Genomic DNA, 15,125 nt, shown 5'->3' on the forward strand with positions numbered 1-15,125 from the left:
GAGAAACAAGTCGACCTCACTCGGCCGCTCTGTTCTTCTTAACGGATGAAAACTAGGACCCTTCCCGCAATACTAGCGTTCTCTTCCGTTTCCGTGTTCGCGGATATCTCAGGAGAGATTGGCGAGACTGTTTCGAAAACCCAGACTGCCCACAATCTAGAGTCCTGGTGGGGAAAAGACGTGGTGCAGGCAGACGTCCTCATTGATTTTGGCGGGATGATTGCAGTCGATGGAACATTCACGTTTGAAGCGCATGGTCCGAAAGCTCGGTACGACCGCAAGGACGGAACGACGATCTTTTTTGACGGGGAGACTGCGTGGGTTCACCCTGCGGAAGCCGAGGCGAGCCGGGGGCGATTTCACGTGCTCACCTGGCCCTGGTTCATCATGGCTCCATTCAAGATGGAAGGAGACGGAATACAACTCAGTGAACTAGAGGAAGGAACATTCAATGGTGAACCGCGGGTCACGCTTCTCCAAACCTTTGGTTCAGGAGTGGGAGACACTCCCGACGACTGGTACCGTTTTTTCATCAACCCTGACACCGGTGTTATCGAGGAAATGTCGTACATCGTCACGTACGGAAAGGACGCAGAGACTGCGAATGAAGAACCTTCCATAATCCGCTACCTTGATTACAGTGATGGCAGTGATCCGATAATCTCTCAGACCTATGAATTCTGGCTTTGGGACCCGGAAAACCAGACTTACGCCGCAGATCAGCCAAAGGCAACAGGGACGGTTTCAAACATTACCTACCTGGACCTAGACGAAGAGGTGTTCGCAATTCCTGAAGGCGCCCGAGAGCTGACTCTTCCAGACGTCGATTAGATTGAACTACGAGTCGGATACCGGATGCTTGACAATGCAGACTCTATCCCCGCTTCTTGATCGCATGAAACTCGCTAATGCTCCCTCATACTGTCTCCTCGCTCTTCTCGTTCTTTTACCTTTTTCGGCTCGGTCTGAGGGATATCTCGGAATCAACATTTCGTCTCCGCTAGTAGTAAGCGGGACCGCTGGCTTGTATTTGGATTCCGGAGTGGAGGTAGGTAGCCAAGCTCTTCGCACCGGGATTGAAGGGGAGCTTGGGATTGGCGGTGGAAAAATTCTCATTGGAATGGACACGATCGGCCAAGGATTGGGTTACGGTATCAAAGGAAGTCTGCTTCGGACTTGGTTTGAGCCAATCGGTGCGGATGAGGACAACACCTACCTTGGTCTTGAAGTGCAAGGGAGTATCCAATCCTTAATCCTCTCCCTCGGAGGCTATCGACGGGTGGACGGGGACGGAGACGGGTGGCTAGGAACCGTGTCACTCGGTTTTCGGTTTTGACCGTAGGCCAAACTTAGCCTTTGCGAGGGAAGCCTCGTTTTCAGCTGGTTATTCATCTGAAATCTTGTCACCACCTGCAATACCCGCATGATGTCTGGGTATGAAGTGCAAGACCTCCTCCTCAAGTGGCTTTTCAGTTCTCAAGTTTTTGCTTTTTGCGGTTCTTGCGCTCGTTCTGCTGGTAGTCGTTTTTCTTACTTTTCTTCTCTCCCCAACGGCTAAGTGGATTGCAAATAGCCAACTCCCTAAAATTCTGGGGACCGAAGCCTCCATCCAGGATCTAAAAATAAACCTTTGGTCGGGAGACGTTGAGGTGAAGGGGGTGCGAGTCGCAGATCCCGACAATGCCGACGGGGTAAAGGATTTGTTTCTCTTGGAATCTCTCGTTATTGATGTGGACCCAAGTTCAGTTTTTGGAGACGTAATCAAGATCAACGAGATCGCGGTGACAGGGCCCTCAGTGTCGATAGATCGAGACAAAGACGGGAAGTTTTCTTTTGAGAAATTGGCCGTGATGCAACCTACAGAAGAGACTGAGCCGGAACCGGAACCCGCACCAGAATCGGGAGGTGGAAAAGCAATCCAGATCGACTCCATTTCGGTCACTAGCCTCTCTGCGTATTTTTCGGACGAAGGTAGCCCAAACGCTAAGAACGTTTACGACCTCACTGGATTCAATTTTCTTGGAGAAGGAATCACCGTAAATCCCGGTAGCTCCGTCGCCTCGGTTGCAGAAGGCGTCTCCTTTGCCCTTCTCAAGCTCTCGGACGCGAAACTGGTTTACTCCACCAACGAGCTTCCTCAGCCGGAAACTACAGAACCGGTAACTGATGAGACAATCGAAACTGCACTATCAGAAGACGCTGAGGAAATTGAGGAGCAGCCAACCGACGGCGATACCACGGACCCCATTTATATTGGAGACTTTCTGATCGAGAATTTCCAACTCGAGTATTCAAGCCGACCAGCAAACGATGAAGATCTCGACGTTAAGGTAGATGGATTTCAAGTGCGTGGAAAGAACATCGCTTTTGATCCATCAGGCGTTCGTCAACCGAGGGAAGATGAAGTGATGACCGGTGAGATTTCGTTTCGGATTGAACAGGAAGCTGAAGGCGTTACGGCTGCAGAATTCGACTCCGTGGTTAAATCAACGGTGATTGGATCTGGTATTCCAGTGACTGCTGGGCGGTTCCAGTTGACCGGTTTCGAACTGCAGACCGTAGGTTCTCTCGTCCCTGCTGGCACTCAAACCGCCATCGGGGGGCCAGCCTTTGATCTAACCGGCCGGTGGTTCGTCTCTTCTGACGAACTGGACGGGAAAATCACCCTCGTCAGCAGTAACAATGTAACTACTTCGGTCACGCTGAGTGGCACTCCCGACAACCCAAGGATCAATGGCGGTGAAATGCTATTGAACGTTATTGGGAGACCGGGACAATTCCTCGGAAACTTAGCTGGCGACGCGATGAAGGGTAGTATGGAGGTCGTCTCCGGTGCTGCTGACGCCGCAGGCACTCTCGCAAGGGGTGCCGGAGATACGGTGATGAACTTAGGAAGAGGGATCTTCGATACGGGTAAGGCTCTTGCTAGAGGAGATCTCAAAGGAGCTGGCAAAGGTCTTGAGAAAGCTACTGTTGGGACGGTTACAACGGCCGGTTCAGCCCTTGGCGATAGCGCCGAGGCGGCGACGGAGGGAGCTGTGAGTGCAGTTTCTTCTGGGACTGGTGCGAACCGCCAGGCTAACTGGAGGGAGGCAAGCACTAAGCGCCACGAAGAGTTTCAAGCTGCGGCAAAACAGTGGCTGGAAGAAGGCACATTTCCTCCAGTTTCAGAGCCAAAGCCAGAGGAGACTTTGGATGAACCGGTCAATGCGCAACGGGGCGATTCCGATGCAGAGCGGGCGCGTGAGGCGGTAGAGGCGGACTCCTAGAGTCAATGGATCCGACTGCCTGGTTTCTCCTGGCCGTCACACTCCTTCTTTTCCTCTTAGGAGTGGTCCTAACGGTCTTACCGGTTTTTCCCGGGCCGATTCTTGTCTTTGCGGGGGTCGCCCTTTTTCACTTTACGGTTCCCGATGCTTCTCCCGGTATAGCTTTTCTTTGGGTAACCCTAGGGCTCACACTCCTTACCCTCGTTCTTGACTTCGTTCTCTCGATAATGGGTGCGCGGCGTTACGGTGCCACCTGGAAGGGAGCGACGGGTGCTCTTATCGGTGGAATTGTCGGGATCTTTATTCCTCCACCCCTCGTATGGATCTTTATTGGACCCGTTATTGGAGCGATTCTCGGAGAGCTTTTGGGTGGACGACAGCTTAGGGCCGCAGGAAAGGCCGGTTGGGGAACCTTCCTCGGAGCAATGATCGCGATGGTTATCAAACTCGCTGTTTGTTTTTTCGTAATACTCGGATTCGGATACCTCTGGTTTCGACAGATTTCCGAAGGCTGAAATGAAGACCACTATTGAGGATTGGGGTTCGACGTCCTATCAGGATGCACTTCAGATACAGCTGCGCACTCTCCAAGAGAGAAGAGAAGGAAAAAGACCCGATACACTGGTCTTTACTGAACACCAACCCGTCTATACGGTCGGTCGTCACCCCAAGGCTGCTAAGAACTTGATAGCCTCACCGACATTTCTACACACTCATGGAATCGAAGTGGTTGAGACCAATCGCGGTGGGGATATCACATACCACGGGCCAGGCCAGATCACCGGGTACCTATTCGTCGACCTTTCCCAATCGAAGGATCTTCACCAACTCCTTCGCCAAGTAGAGGACCTGGTCATCGCTACAGTCTGCTCTTTCGGCCTCGCAGCGAATCGGCGGAAGGGCCTGACCGGGGTCTGGATAGACTCCCGCAAGATCGCCGCCATTGGAATGGCCGCTCGACATTGGGTTTCCTTTCATGGATTCGCTCTAAACGTCTCCACGAATCTCGAACACTTTTCAGGAATTGTTCCCTGTGGGATCACAGACGGAACGGTGACTTCCCTAGAAAAGGAATTAGGAAGATCAGTAGTGCTGGACGAGGTAAAGAATCGCCTTGGTAGGGAATTTCAAAGGGCGTTTGGGACCGAGAGTAAAAACTGACGGCTCCCTTGGAGTCGAATAGCGGCACCGTCCTTCGATTCGACTAACAGATTGCCACATCCACCTTCATCCTGCTTTCCTCGATTCCTATGGGGAAAGAAAAGTCTCGGATCCTCAATGAGGTGTGGTTTTCAGGACGCGTGCAGGGTGTAGGCTTCCGATATGAGACCACAAAAATTGCCAACGGCTATGAAGTAACGGGATATGTCGAGAATCTGGCTGACGGTCGAGTCCATCTGGTCGCCAACGGAACCGAAGAGGAAGTTCGACAGTTTATCGAGGCGGTTTGCGATGGGCTGTCCGAATACATTCGAGATACGGAGATACGCGTTGGCGACGCGAAAGACCCATTCGAGGGGTTCCAGTTAAAGATTTAGAAAATGACCTCTAAAAAGGTTCCAAAGCCTACTCGGTAACAGTAATCGGGATTGTCAATTCCTTCATCCCTGGAACGTCAGCAAAAAGTGCTCCGTCTCCCGGGACACCACCTTCAACTACCACACTCACTGAACGGCTCCCTGCTGGAATGATCACCTCAGGCATGATTACGGATGCCGGAACATCTGTGGTGACCCGAATCGCAAGGCCGCCAGCGGGCGCATCAAAGTCTACCGAGAAGACAAGAATACCCGTTTCGCCAGAGGCAAGTGTAAGACTGATCGGAGCAACCTTTAGCAGAGAAAGGTCTACCATAAAATTACCAATCGGAACCAATTGCCCGCCCGACTGTAGTTGAACAAAATAACTTTCACCCGCGGGAAGAGCAGGCACTACGAAATCGATCTCATTGTCAGACTTGAACCGAGTCTCCGCCTCGACTCCTCCTATGATGATCCTGTCTGATCGGAAAAACCGGCGTCCCAACACCGCGACAGGTCTACCTACCGGTGCACGGTCCACCTGCATTTGGATCACATATTTATTCACCAACCGGAAACTGTAGAGATTCGAGACGGCCTCGTTAGGGTTCTCTTCAGAACCACCTAAAACCACGTAGTTTAGAATAAAATAGAACGCCGCTTCTGACTGATCCTCAGGCATCACATAGTCGAAGTCGAAAAGACTCGGATCGATAGGGTTCTGCTCCATTGGAAACACGGTTCCATCAATAACGATGTTCCCTTTCACCGAATCGTTCTTGATCGTAGCCCCAGTGGCAGCGTCTGTCCTCATCGTAATCGTGTAGATGCCAGAGGGGTTCTCAGGAATCCGGGTAGGAGTGAGGTTCTCCATGGTCACCCCGCAGCCGGCGAGGAAAAAGACTAAAACAGCAGCAAGAGGCGAGAGGAGACGTGGGTTCATATTGTACTTCAAGGGATTAGTTCTAAGGAAACTGTCGTGCAAGACAAAGTTATCCAAGGATCTGTTGCGAGATCTCGTCTGCGAGCAATCGGCCCTGCAAAGTCAGGCGATAGTTGCCCTTAGACTGAACCAAGTATCCCTCAGATTCCAGCTTCTCCAAAAATACCTTTACTCTGTCCCGATCCGTTGGGTGCAAAGAATTGACAAGATCTGTGGAGATTCCAGAGTTCTTGCGCAACCCGAAGATGATCTTCTCCAGAGCCCTATCAGAATCAGAGCTTTCTACAAGATCAGGGTAGCGATCAGCTGCTGCTGTAAACGGAAACTCGCTCCACTTTTTGAGATCGTAAGCATTTCGGAATCGCAATGAACCGATCTGCGAAGCTGCGGACGGCCCGATTCCGCGCCAGTTACCCATGGACCAAACATTCAAGTGGTGGTTACAGTGGGAACCCTCCCTTGCGAAGTTTGAGATCTCGTATTGGTGAAACCCTGCCTCTTCAAGAAGGCACCACGCTCGCTCGTAGAGAGAGGCCTCCTGATCAGGATCGGGCTGATTTCCGGATTGCGTCAACCGGGTATAGAGAGCGGTATCTTCTTCCAGAGTAAGGCAGTAAACAGAAACGTGGTCTGGACTTAGAGCCACTGTCTGCTCCAAATCCGCCTCCAGCTCTTCTACCGTTTGACCGGGAAAAGCGATGATCAGATCGAGATTAAGATTTTTGAAACCCGCTTCCCGAATCTCTCCGACAATAGCCTCCAGATTCTTGGGGTCATAAGGCCGTCCCATTGCTTTCAGAAGCCGTGGGGAGAAGGACTGAACACCAAGGGACAGGCGATTCACTCCGATCTCACACCAGGCCTTGAGCTTCTCGCGAGTCGGACAAAGCGGCGTCAGCTCAACCGTCCATTCTGTGCCAGAGGCCACTTGCTCATTGATCAATTCCCCGATTCTGAGAATGTCCGAGGCTTTCAAAAGACCCGGTGTCCCTCCACCCCAGAATACGCTACTAACTGTCCCTTCAAAATGAAGGCTCTCCCACTCCGCTTCCAATCCAGCCCGGTATCGATCCCAATCTCCCGGAGAGGGGAGACTCTTTTTAAACGCACAGAAGTCACAAAGCGCAGTACAGAACGGAACGTGCAGATAGAGTGCCGCCCCATTTGGAATATAATTCGGGTGAAATTGAATCGGAGTGGTAACTGCGGCAGAAGAATCCGTCGACTCCGGAGATCCCGAATGCCTATTCACCCTTCACTTGCCACCAAAGGTAAGCAGTCTGGAAAAACGCGTAAGCAAGGATCGCGTAGAAAATCCATTTGAGAGGAATTCCCTTACCTTCGGTCCCCTGCCCTTCATCCACTTCTTTCCGCTCCTTTTCCATCCGCTCAACTGATAAAAGTGGTCATTTCACTTGGCAGGTGTGCCTGCACCTCAAGAACCTTGCCTGATACTGGATGTCGAAAGACTGTCTCAAAAGAGTGTAAGAGGATACGCTCCACCCGTGCCGCATCACCAGAAACACGTGTTTTTCGGAAGCCATAAAGAGAATCTCCCAATACCGGGAATCCCATTTCCGACAGATGAACACGAATCTGATGCGTCCTACCCGTCTCAATCGAGACCCGCAAGGCACTCCATCCATCATTAGAGCCATTGAGAACCTCCCAATGAGAAACAGCAGGTCTCCCGTCAGGCAAAACTGCCATCTTTGTCCTATTGACCGGATGCCTCCCAATGGGTCCGTCGCAGGTTCCCACCTGCTGATCGGGAACCCCTTGAACTACACAAATGTAGGTTTTCGAAATGGAGCGGGCCTGAAACTGGGAGAAGAGATCCCTCGCAGCTTTTTCGGTTTTGCCAAGAATCAACACACCCGAGGTTTCCTTATCCAGCCGGTGAACGATACCCGGTCTCTCAACCTCATCCAGAGCCGCGAGCTTGCCGTGAGTGTGGTGAAGGGCTGCGTTGACTACGGTTCCATTTTCACAGCCGTTTCCGGGGTGGACCACCATCCCCGATGCTTTATTGATGACCAGAATGTCTTCGTCTTCGAAGAGAATCGTGAGGGGCAGATCCTGAGGCTCGGGAATTTTGGGATGGTTCGAGTTGTCATTGAATACTTGAGCGTCAATCGACAAAATATCCCCATCCGAGACCATCACTCGAGGCACAAGATCTTTCTCGCTTCTGACCACTCTTTCTTCGCGAATCGCCTTTTGCCAGCGCGAACGGGACACCTCGGGAAAGTGGGAAGACAACCAGCTATCCAGGCGAACCGGATTCGCCGAAACCACCTGAGCCTCGATCCACTCCACAGATCTCTCGGCCTCATCCACCCTTACGTTTCGACTGAAGTCTGATCGAAGTGGCAACTCCTTTTCGCCATTGTAAATTGAGGTTTTCAAAACAGAAATATGATCCCTACACCCTTACTCTCTCCGAAACCAATCGGCTTTGCAACAGATCCGATAGCCCTATCGAAGTCACAAATTTCGGCAAGACTACGTGAATCAATTGGACAGTCTCCTTCGAGTAGGTTCGGTGTCAGCAGAGTTTCTCAAATTCGATATCACAAAAAAGCCCCTCGGTGCGACCTGGCACCGAGGGGCTGAAAATCTTTTGTTGAATCGCTGGGTTTAGCGACCGGCCTGATCGAGGATGTCCCCGAGGCTCGCTAGATCCTCGTCTCCAGAGAGCGAGTCGTAAGCTGCCGCCTCGGCTGCCACCTCGTCATCCGAGTACTCAGCGGCCTTGATGCTGAGACCAATCCGGCGGTCATTCCGGTCGATCTTGATCACACGGGCCGTCACTTTCTGGTCGACATCCACCGCATCCTTCACGTTCTCAACCCGATCTTCGCTGAGCTGGCTGATGTGCACCAAGCCGTCAATGTCATGCTCCAGTTGAACAAAGGCTCCGTAGTTCGTGAGCTTGATGACCGTGCCTGAGACAACATCGCCAATCTTGAAGTATTGGTCGATTTCTTCCCATGGGTCGTTGCTCAACTGCTTCATACCGAGAGAGATTCGACGGTTGTCTACGTCCACATCCAGAACGATCGCGTCGACCTCGTCACCCTTCTTCACCACCTCTGTTGGGTTATTGACCTTGCGGGTCCAACTCATGTCGGAGACGTGAACCATTCCGTCGATACCTTCTTCCAATTCAATGAAGGCACCGTAGTTGGTGAGATTCCGGACCTGCCCGCGAACGTGAGCACCGACCGGGTAGTTGTGGCGGACCATGTCCCAAGGATTTTCGTCGAGCTGACGGGTTCCCAGAGAAATCTTTTGCTCATCTTTCTGGATCCCCAAAACAACCGCGTCGACCTCCTGGCCGATCCGCAAGACTTCGGATGGCTTGTTGATGCGCTTCGTCCAGGAAAGCTCGGTCACATGGACCAGACCTTCGACACCTTCTTCGATTTCGATGAATGCACCGTAGGCGACCAGATTGACGACGCGGCCTTTGACCACAGCGCCGACCGGATACTTCTGTTCAATGAGATCCCAAGGATTCTGACTAAGCTGCTTCGTGCCCAGTGACACCCGCTCACGGTCGCGGTCGACCTCCAGGATCTGAACGTCAATTTCTTCGCCCGCTTTCAGCATTTCGCTCGGGTGGGAAACCCTACCCCAGCTCATGTCGGTGATGTGAAGGAGACCATCCAGACCGTCGAGATCCACAAACGCTCCATAGTCAGTGATGTTCTTCACCACCCCACGGCGAACATCGCCCGGGTTGACCTCATCAAGAAGCTTGCGACGCTTTTCCGCTCTCTGCTCTTCGATCAGCTCCCGGCGGGAAACTACGATATTTTTCCGGTCCGGGTTAATCTTGATGACTTTAAAATCGTAGGTTTGTCCGACATATTGGTCCAGATTCTTAGGCGGCTGAATATCAATCTGGGACGCTGGGAGGAACGAGTCTACTCCAATGCTGATGATCAACCCTCCCTTTACCTTGGACTTAACCCGTCCAGGGACGATCGAACCCTCGTCACAGTTTTCGAGGATGTGCTCCCAGTTCTTTTTCTGCTCTGCCTTGTCGTAGGAAACGACGGGGTTACCGTCGCGATCCTCCAAACGGTCAAGGTAGACTTCAATTTCGCCTCCGACATCCAAATCTCCAGGATCGGAAAATTCAACCGAGGGGATTGCTGCTTCCGATTTGCCGCCGATATCGACGATCACTTCGGTCGGACGAATCTCCATGATCCGCCCTTTGATAATTTCACCCTCTTCCAGCTTATCAATACTGCTGTCAGAGAGAAGTTCTTCCATTAAGGAACTCATAGGTTTTTTTGTAAGGCTCAATCGTGCAATCAAGCCTGATGGTTAGTGGTTATTGTTGGTAGTTAGTGAGTGGCCTCACCCAATGAAAGTGGGCGAAATTCAGCCAAGCGCGGAATCAAGTCAAAGAGACTCGCAACTCGCAAGAAAAAAAGCCCCTATTCTCTGGCAGGGGCTGTTCCCGACTAGTCCACCTTGGCCTAGTGACTATCGAGGGTAGACTTGGCCTTAGCTCTCGGCTCTTCCCTTCGGACCCTTCATTGGCCTTGGGCCACCAGCCTTTCCGCGCCGAATGTTTGTTTTGACGTCTTCTGCGCGCTCGAGAATGAGCTCGTGGGCCTCTCCGTTCTCTGATGCATCCACATAAACGTGACCCCGGTCGAGAACATAAAAAGTGCCTTTCAATCGGCGGCTATCAATCCGGTCAGCAGTTCCACGGTCGACATCTACCGTATCGCCATATCGTTTGATAAAGCTGTCTGCATCGTCTTCCATCACTGCCGTTACAATCGCTCCCCCACGGCGGGAGTTTTCCTCATCTTCAGTGTGGGCGAGAAAAAGCACAACTCCTTCAATTTGAGGACCACCATTGATCCGTGTAACGAAAGTGCAGTCGAGCTCGATTTGCTTTCCATCATAGCTGTCAGGGCGACTCTCATAGTAACGCGCTGAGCCGTCCCCAGCTTCGGAAGCGGAAAACGAGGAGGAGAGAAAGAGGCCGCTAGATGCGACACATAAGAGAAGGGGTTTTAGGTTCATCTGAACAATGCGTTTGGGGGGTTTGAACGACAGGCCGGAAGCGTTTCAAGAAGATGAAATTCACCTTTCGATTGCAAACTCAAAAACTGAGTCTTGCGCACCCTCAGAATCGAAGAAACACTTCACGCTGAATGGAAAAAGTACTCCTTATTGGCTCTGGGGCTCGCGAACACGCCATCGCAAAGGCCTTAAGTGCCTCTCCAGAAAAGTCCGAATTGCTTGTTTACGGGAGCACCAACAACCCTGGTTTGTCGTCTGCTTCGATTGCCTATACAGAAGGCCCTTTGACAGATCCCACAAAGATCTGTGAATTCGCAGTCGAACACGGAGCCGATTTTGCCGTTGTGGGTCCCGAGGCGCCGTTGGAGGCAGGAGTCGTCGATGCGCTGTCGGCAGCTGGAATTGCTACTGCAGGCCCTGGCCGAGAGCAGGCGAAGATTGAATCCAGCAAAGGATTTACCCGGGAACTTCTCCTCAAACACTCCATACCTGGCTCACCCGTCTTTCAGTGGTTTTCATCAATGGATGGAGTGGAAGCATTTCTTGTGGAGCTCGGAGACGATTTCGTCCTCAAAGCCGATGGGCTTATGGGTGGCAAGGGAGTCAAGGTTTCCGGAGAGCACCTTCAGACACGGAAGGAGGCTCTTTCTTGGTGTCTCGAAACTCTCGATGCAGGTTCGAAATTCGTCATCGAGGAGAAGTGTATCGGCCCCGAGTTTTCACTCTTCACCTACACGGACGGAAAAACTGTCTCACACTCCCCTCTCGTTCAGGATCACAAGCGCGCCTATGAAGGCGACATGGGTCCGAATACCGGCGGTATGGGCAGCTATTCAATGCCAGATCACCGAATGCCTTTCACCGAAGAGTCGGATTACCAAGCGGCTGTGGATATGAACGAAAAAACCCTTGAAGCGATTGCCAGCGAAACCGGGAGCGTTTACCGCGGTATTCTCTACGGCGGCTTCATGGCTACCGCAGATGGCATCCGTTTGATTGAGTACAACGCTCGTTTCGGAGACCCGGAGTGCATGAATTTGCTCTCCCTCTTCGAAGGCGATTTTCTTACGGCTTTAAGAGGTATTGCCAATGGCAGCTTTGATCCCTCTTCCGTTTCCTACAAAAGTGAGGCTAGCGTCTGCAAGTATCTGGTCCCGGAAGGCTATCCAGAGCGTCCCCGCAAATTGTTTGAGATCGATCTTTCCGAGGTGGCAGATTGTAAAAACCTCTTCCTCGCGTCCGTTGACTCGAGAAACGGCAGGCTCTTGGCGGCGGGATCACGGACTCTTGCCTTCGTAGGGACGGGAAAGTCTTTGGAAGAAGCTGAAGTAGCCGCGGAGTCTTTGGCTTTATCAGTTCCAGGTCCCCTCTTTCACAGATCGGATATCGGAACGGCAGCTCTTGTCCAAAAGCGTGTGGATTTGATTGACCAGCTACGAGGTTGAATCACATGCAGCAAGTGAAAGTTGGCGTTCTGGGTTCGACGCGAGGGAGCGCGCTAAGGCCAATTGTCGCGGCTTGGAGAAAAGGTGAGCTCCCGATTGATCTCGCGGTGATCGTATCCAACAGGAAGAAGGCACCCATACTTGAGTTTGCCAGGGAGCAGGAAATCCCTAGCCGAGCAATTCGTCCGGGTGACCTGACGCGTGAAGAGTTTGACGCAGCCGTCACCGCCGAACTCGAAAAACATCAGGTAGAGTTGGTTCTGATGCTTGGATACATGCGAATCGTCTCTCCTCCTTTTGTCGAGCGTTGGCGGGGCCGCTTGGTAAACATTCACCCTTCTCTGTTACCTCGCCACGGAGGATTGATGGATCTTGCGGTTCATGAATCCGTCCTTAGAGCCGGTGATTCGGAATCGGGATGCACGATTCATCTTGCCGAAGAAGAAGTGGATGCCGGGAGGGTCATACTCCAAAAGAAATGCCCGGTGGCACCGGATGACACTCCCGAAACCCTAAAGGCAAAAGTTCAAAAGCTGGAAGGCAGGGCGTTCGTTGAATTCCTAAAGGATCCCCTATCCTTTCTGAATTCTTAAGATTCGAACAAGAATGGAAAGTTCCAACAGTCTTCTCTCCGTGACGGGTCTTTCCGCTGGCTTTGAAACCGATGCGGGATTCCGAGAGGCCGTTGACCGAGTTACCTTTTCGGTTCACCAAAATGAATCGGTTGGAATTGTGGGTGAGTCTGGATGCGGGAAAAGTGTCACCGCTCACAGTATTCTTGGCCTGCTGCCCAAGCCGTCAGGACGGGTATCGAGTGGGAGTATTGAGTTTTCGGGAGTGGACCTTGCCACACTGGAAGAGAAGAAACTGCGAGGGGTGAGGGGAAAGGAGATCGGAATGATTTTTCAAGAGCCTATGACCGCTCTAAATCCCGTCCACACTGTAGGCCGACAAATCGCGGAATGCCTTCTCATCCATGAAATGTGCGGAAAGCGAGAGAGCTACGAACGGTCTCTCGATGTGTTGAAAAAAGTGGGCATCCCTGCACCCGAACAACGAATGAAGGAATACCCCCATCAACTCTCTGGAGGCATGCGTCAAAGGGTAGTCATTGCAATGGCACTGGTCTGCGGGCCGAAACTGATGATTGCAGACGAGCCGACCACCGCACTCGACGTGACGACACAGGCTCAGATACTCGACCTCCTTCGCGAGAAAAAAGAATCTTTCTCAATGGCCATGATACTGATCACTCACGACCTTGGCGTTATCGCGGAAACCTGCGATCGGGTCGTAGTCATGTACGCGGGAAGGATCGTGGAAGTGGCCCCTGTAGAAGAACTCTTTCTAAATCCACTTCATCGGTACACGGCGGGACTTCTCCGCTCCATACCGTCGCTGGAATCTAGACCCAAGACTATGCTTCCGACGATCCCGGGGAGAGTACCGGGACTACAGGATTTACCCGTTGGTGCCCGTTTCGCACCACGCTCTGATCATCCGCGGAGAGACGAATATTTGGAGTCGGAAGATTTCCGAACGATTCGCCCGCGTTTAATTGAAGTCCGGCCCGGTCATTGGGTGGAGGATTGTGATGTAGTGCGCACTGATCGATGAAAGAGGGCGTAACAATCGAGAATCTTAAGGTGCACTTCCCCTTGCGAGGAGGCCTAATCCCTCGTGTCAAGAGGGTATGCCGGGCCGTGGATGACCTCTCGCTCTCGATAAGCCCCGGAGAAACTCTCGGAATTGTAGGCGAATCGGGATGCGGCAAAACTACGCTCGGTAAAGCCATCTGCCGATTGGTTAAACCCACTGATGGAGACATCCGCTTGGATGGTGAGAGCGTTTTGAAACTTCGTGGCAGCTCCCTTCTTGGTTACCGACGGGAGGTTCAAATGATTTTCCAAGACCCCGCTGAATCGCTGAATCCCCGCCAGACCGTCGGACAGATCCTGGAAGAACCTCTGACCATCCACAAGATTGGGACCCGGAAAGAGAGAGGAATGCAGGTCGCCAAAATTCTGGATGAAGTCGGACTGGATGCCAATACTGTCGACCGTTATCCCTTCGAGTTTTCCGGTGGCCAACGGCAGCGTATAGGAATCGCCAGAGCTCTCGTGTTGAGACCTTCCCTAATTGTTTGCGATGAGGCAGTCTCTGCTTTGGACGTCTCCGTGCAGAGCTCGATTCTAAATCTTCTCTTGGACCTACAAAAGGAACACGGTTTCGCCTATCTATTCATCTCGCATGACTTGTCAGTCGTGCGTCACATATCCGACCGAATTGCCGTCCTTTATCTTGGTAAAGTTGTCGAACTGACGAGTCGCGAGAAACTATTCTCGAATCCAAAACACGCCTACACCAAGGCACTCATATCTGCGATCCCCAAGGCTGATCCAACGGCTAAAAGAGACCGAATCCTTCTTAAGGGCGACGTGCCCTCTCCTATCGACCCACCTCCTGGTTGCGCTTTTGCCTACCGTACTTATCTGGAGTGCTCGGAAGAGCAGGCAGCAATCCCCGGCGAGTTTATCGAGATCGAACCTGATCACTGGGTTGAGGCGCATATTGGAACTATTGAGGGGTATGAAGAGATGCGGAAAGGAGGATGACCACAGCCGAGCTTACCTCGGAATTAGGGCCTCGAGTTATTGGTTGCCTGCAGTTGTTTTTCCAGGCCTGGAGCGGGGAACCAGTTCGGCGACTGAAGTCGCCGCTCTTTGTAGAGTGTAGTCTCTGAGAGGCCTGCGACCTTCCCCCTGGAAATCACTACGGCCTTTCGAAAATTTCACTCTGGGATCGTATACCTCATAGAGACCTGTGGAAGAGAAGGGTTCCTCCGAGGGACTGAAGGTTGGCCCCTCAAGTCAAAAAGCAGAGTTGGCTTCCA

Annotated in this window: 16 protein-coding genes; 10 read left to right on the plus strand and 6 right to left on the minus strand. The window is 52.1% G+C overall.

Annotated elements, in window-relative coordinates:
- Positions 1 to 45 precede the first annotated feature (45 nt).
- The 6 genes from AAGJ81_06325 to AAGJ81_06350 all read left to right on the plus strand — a co-directional run bounded on the left by AAGJ81_06325 (position 46) and on the right by AAGJ81_06350 (position 4,807).
- Positions 46 to 831: a hypothetical protein gene (locus AAGJ81_06325; GenBank protein MEM0965744.1), complete on the plus strand. Its 786-nt coding sequence runs from the start codon at positions 46 to 48 to the stop codon at positions 829 to 831.
- Between the two features lie 34 nt (positions 832 to 865).
- Positions 866 to 1,336, plus strand: a complete 471-nt coding sequence (locus AAGJ81_06330; protein MEM0965745.1) for a hypothetical protein — start codon at positions 866 to 868, stop codon at positions 1,334 to 1,336.
- Between the two features lie 100 nt (positions 1,337 to 1,436).
- Positions 1,437 to 3,269 carry an AsmA family protein gene (locus tag AAGJ81_06335; protein MEM0965746.1) on the plus strand — a complete coding sequence of 611 codons (1,833 nt, stop codon included), beginning with the start codon at positions 1,437 to 1,439 and terminating at the stop codon, positions 3,267 to 3,269.
- A gap of 5 nt (positions 3,270 to 3,274) precedes the next feature.
- On the plus strand, positions 3,275 to 3,784 hold the full coding sequence (locus AAGJ81_06340; protein MEM0965747.1) for a DUF456 domain-containing protein: 510 nt from the start codon (positions 3,275 to 3,277) through the stop codon (positions 3,782 to 3,784).
- Between the two features lies 1 nt (position 3,785).
- Positions 3,786 to 4,430 (plus strand): lipoyl(octanoyl) transferase LipB, encoded by a 645-nt coding sequence (gene lipB, locus AAGJ81_06345; GenBank protein MEM0965748.1) that lies wholly within the window; start codon positions 3,786 to 3,788, stop codon positions 4,428 to 4,430.
- A gap of 89 nt (positions 4,431 to 4,519) precedes the next feature.
- Positions 4,520 to 4,807: an acylphosphatase gene (locus tag AAGJ81_06350; GenBank protein ID MEM0965749.1), complete on the plus strand. Its 288-nt coding sequence runs from the start codon at positions 4,520 to 4,522 to the stop codon at positions 4,805 to 4,807.
- 28 nt (positions 4,808 to 4,835) lie between these two features.
- On the opposite strand, the gene AAGJ81_06355 is transcribed toward AAGJ81_06350, so the two are convergent.
- From AAGJ81_06355 to AAGJ81_06380, 6 genes are all read right to left on the minus strand, one after another.
- Positions 4,836 to 5,732 (minus strand): cell surface protein, encoded by an 897-nt coding sequence (locus tag AAGJ81_06355; GenBank protein MEM0965750.1) that lies wholly within the window; start codon positions 5,730 to 5,732, stop codon positions 4,836 to 4,838.
- A 49-nt stretch (positions 5,733 to 5,781) separates the two neighbouring features.
- Entirely contained in the window at positions 5,782 to 6,984 is a 1,203-nt protein-coding gene (gene hemW / locus AAGJ81_06360) for a radical SAM family heme chaperone HemW (GenBank protein MEM0965751.1), read from the minus strand.
- Positions 6,977 to 7,117 carry a hypothetical protein gene (locus AAGJ81_06365; protein ID MEM0965752.1) on the minus strand — a complete coding sequence of 47 codons (141 nt, stop codon included), beginning with the start codon at positions 7,115 to 7,117 and terminating at the stop codon, positions 6,977 to 6,979. The genes hemW and AAGJ81_06365 overlap by 8 nt, the downstream gene beginning before the upstream one ends.
- A gap of 4 nt (positions 7,118 to 7,121) precedes the next feature.
- Positions 7,122 to 8,141: an RluA family pseudouridine synthase gene (locus AAGJ81_06370; protein MEM0965753.1), complete on the minus strand. Its 1,020-nt coding sequence runs from the start codon at positions 8,139 to 8,141 to the stop codon at positions 7,122 to 7,124.
- 231 nt (positions 8,142 to 8,372) lie between these two features.
- Positions 8,373 to 10,031 (minus strand): 30S ribosomal protein S1, encoded by a 1,659-nt coding sequence (locus tag AAGJ81_06375; protein MEM0965754.1) that lies wholly within the window; start codon positions 10,029 to 10,031, stop codon positions 8,373 to 8,375.
- A gap of 225 nt (positions 10,032 to 10,256) precedes the next feature.
- Positions 10,257 to 10,787 (minus strand): hypothetical protein, encoded by a 531-nt coding sequence (locus tag AAGJ81_06380; protein MEM0965755.1) that lies wholly within the window; start codon positions 10,785 to 10,787, stop codon positions 10,257 to 10,259.
- Positions 10,788 to 10,918: 131 nt separating this feature from the next.
- On the opposite strand from AAGJ81_06380, the gene purD reads away from it, so the two are divergent.
- From purD to AAGJ81_06400, 4 genes are read left to right on the plus strand one after another with little or no spacing between them, the layout of a single operon-like run.
- Positions 10,919 to 12,232 (plus strand): phosphoribosylamine--glycine ligase, encoded by a 1,314-nt coding sequence (gene purD / locus AAGJ81_06385; protein ID MEM0965756.1) that lies wholly within the window; start codon positions 10,919 to 10,921, stop codon positions 12,230 to 12,232.
- Between the two features lie 5 nt (positions 12,233 to 12,237).
- A complete protein-coding gene (gene purN / locus AAGJ81_06390) occupies positions 12,238 to 12,825 on the plus strand; it encodes a phosphoribosylglycinamide formyltransferase (protein MEM0965757.1) in 588 nt (195 codons plus the stop codon).
- A gap of 13 nt (positions 12,826 to 12,838) precedes the next feature.
- Positions 12,839 to 13,849, plus strand: a complete 1,011-nt coding sequence (locus tag AAGJ81_06395; GenBank protein MEM0965758.1) for an ABC transporter ATP-binding protein — start codon at positions 12,839 to 12,841, stop codon at positions 13,847 to 13,849.
- Positions 13,846 to 14,847, plus strand: a complete 1,002-nt coding sequence (locus tag AAGJ81_06400) for an oligopeptide/dipeptide ABC transporter ATP-binding protein (GenBank protein MEM0965759.1) — start codon at positions 13,846 to 13,848, stop codon at positions 14,845 to 14,847. Before AAGJ81_06395 ends, AAGJ81_06400 begins: the two co-directional genes overlap by 4 nt.
- Positions 14,848 to 15,125 lie beyond the last annotated feature (278 nt).

The sequence above is a fragment of the Verrucomicrobiota bacterium genome (genome assembly GCA_038744685.1).
GTDB lineage: Bacteria > Verrucomicrobiota > Verrucomicrobiia > Opitutales > Puniceicoccaceae > Puniceicoccus.

What these genes read in the sequence shown, in the direction of transcription:
- AAGJ81_06330 (MEM0965745.1), top strand. Translation starts at nt 866, where the DNA reads ATGCAGACTCTATCCCCGCTTCTTGATCGCATGAAACTCGCTAATGCT.
- purN (MEM0965757.1), top strand. Translation starts at nt 12,238, where the DNA reads ATGCAGCAAGTGAAAGTTGGCGTTCTGGGTTCGACGCGAGGGAGCGCG.
- AAGJ81_06325 (MEM0965744.1), top strand. Translation starts at nt 46, where the DNA reads ATGAAAACTAGGACCCTTCCCGCAATACTAGCGTTCTCTTCCGTTTCC.
- purD (MEM0965756.1), top strand. Translation starts at nt 10,919, where the DNA reads ATGGAAAAAGTACTCCTTATTGGCTCTGGGGCTCGCGAACACGCCATC.
- AAGJ81_06365 (MEM0965752.1), bottom strand. Translation starts at nt 7,117, where the DNA reads ATGGAAAAGGAGCGGAAAGAAGTGGATGAAGGGCAGGGGACCGAAGGT.
- AAGJ81_06340 (MEM0965747.1), top strand. Translation starts at nt 3,275, where the DNA reads ATGGATCCGACTGCCTGGTTTCTCCTGGCCGTCACACTCCTTCTTTTC.
- AAGJ81_06350 (MEM0965749.1), top strand. Translation starts at nt 4,520, where the DNA reads ATGGGGAAAGAAAAGTCTCGGATCCTCAATGAGGTGTGGTTTTCAGGA.
- AAGJ81_06400 (MEM0965759.1), top strand. Translation starts at nt 13,846, where the DNA reads ATGAAAGAGGGCGTAACAATCGAGAATCTTAAGGTGCACTTCCCCTTG.
- AAGJ81_06395 (MEM0965758.1), top strand. Translation starts at nt 12,839, where the DNA reads ATGGAAAGTTCCAACAGTCTTCTCTCCGTGACGGGTCTTTCCGCTGGC.
- lipB (MEM0965748.1), top strand. Translation starts at nt 3,786, where the DNA reads ATGAAGACCACTATTGAGGATTGGGGTTCGACGTCCTATCAGGATGCA.
- AAGJ81_06335 (MEM0965746.1), top strand. Translation starts at nt 1,437, where the DNA reads ATGAAGTGCAAGACCTCCTCCTCAAGTGGCTTTTCAGTTCTCAAGTTT.
- AAGJ81_06380 (MEM0965755.1), bottom strand. Translation starts at nt 10,787, where the DNA reads ATGAACCTAAAACCCCTTCTCTTATGTGTCGCATCTAGCGGCCTCTTT.
- AAGJ81_06355 (MEM0965750.1), bottom strand. Translation starts at nt 5,732, where the DNA reads ATGAACCCACGTCTCCTCTCGCCTCTTGCTGCTGTTTTAGTCTTTTTC.
- AAGJ81_06375 (MEM0965754.1), bottom strand. Translation starts at nt 10,031, where the DNA reads ATGAGTTCCTTAATGGAAGAACTTCTCTCTGACAGCAGTATTGATAAG.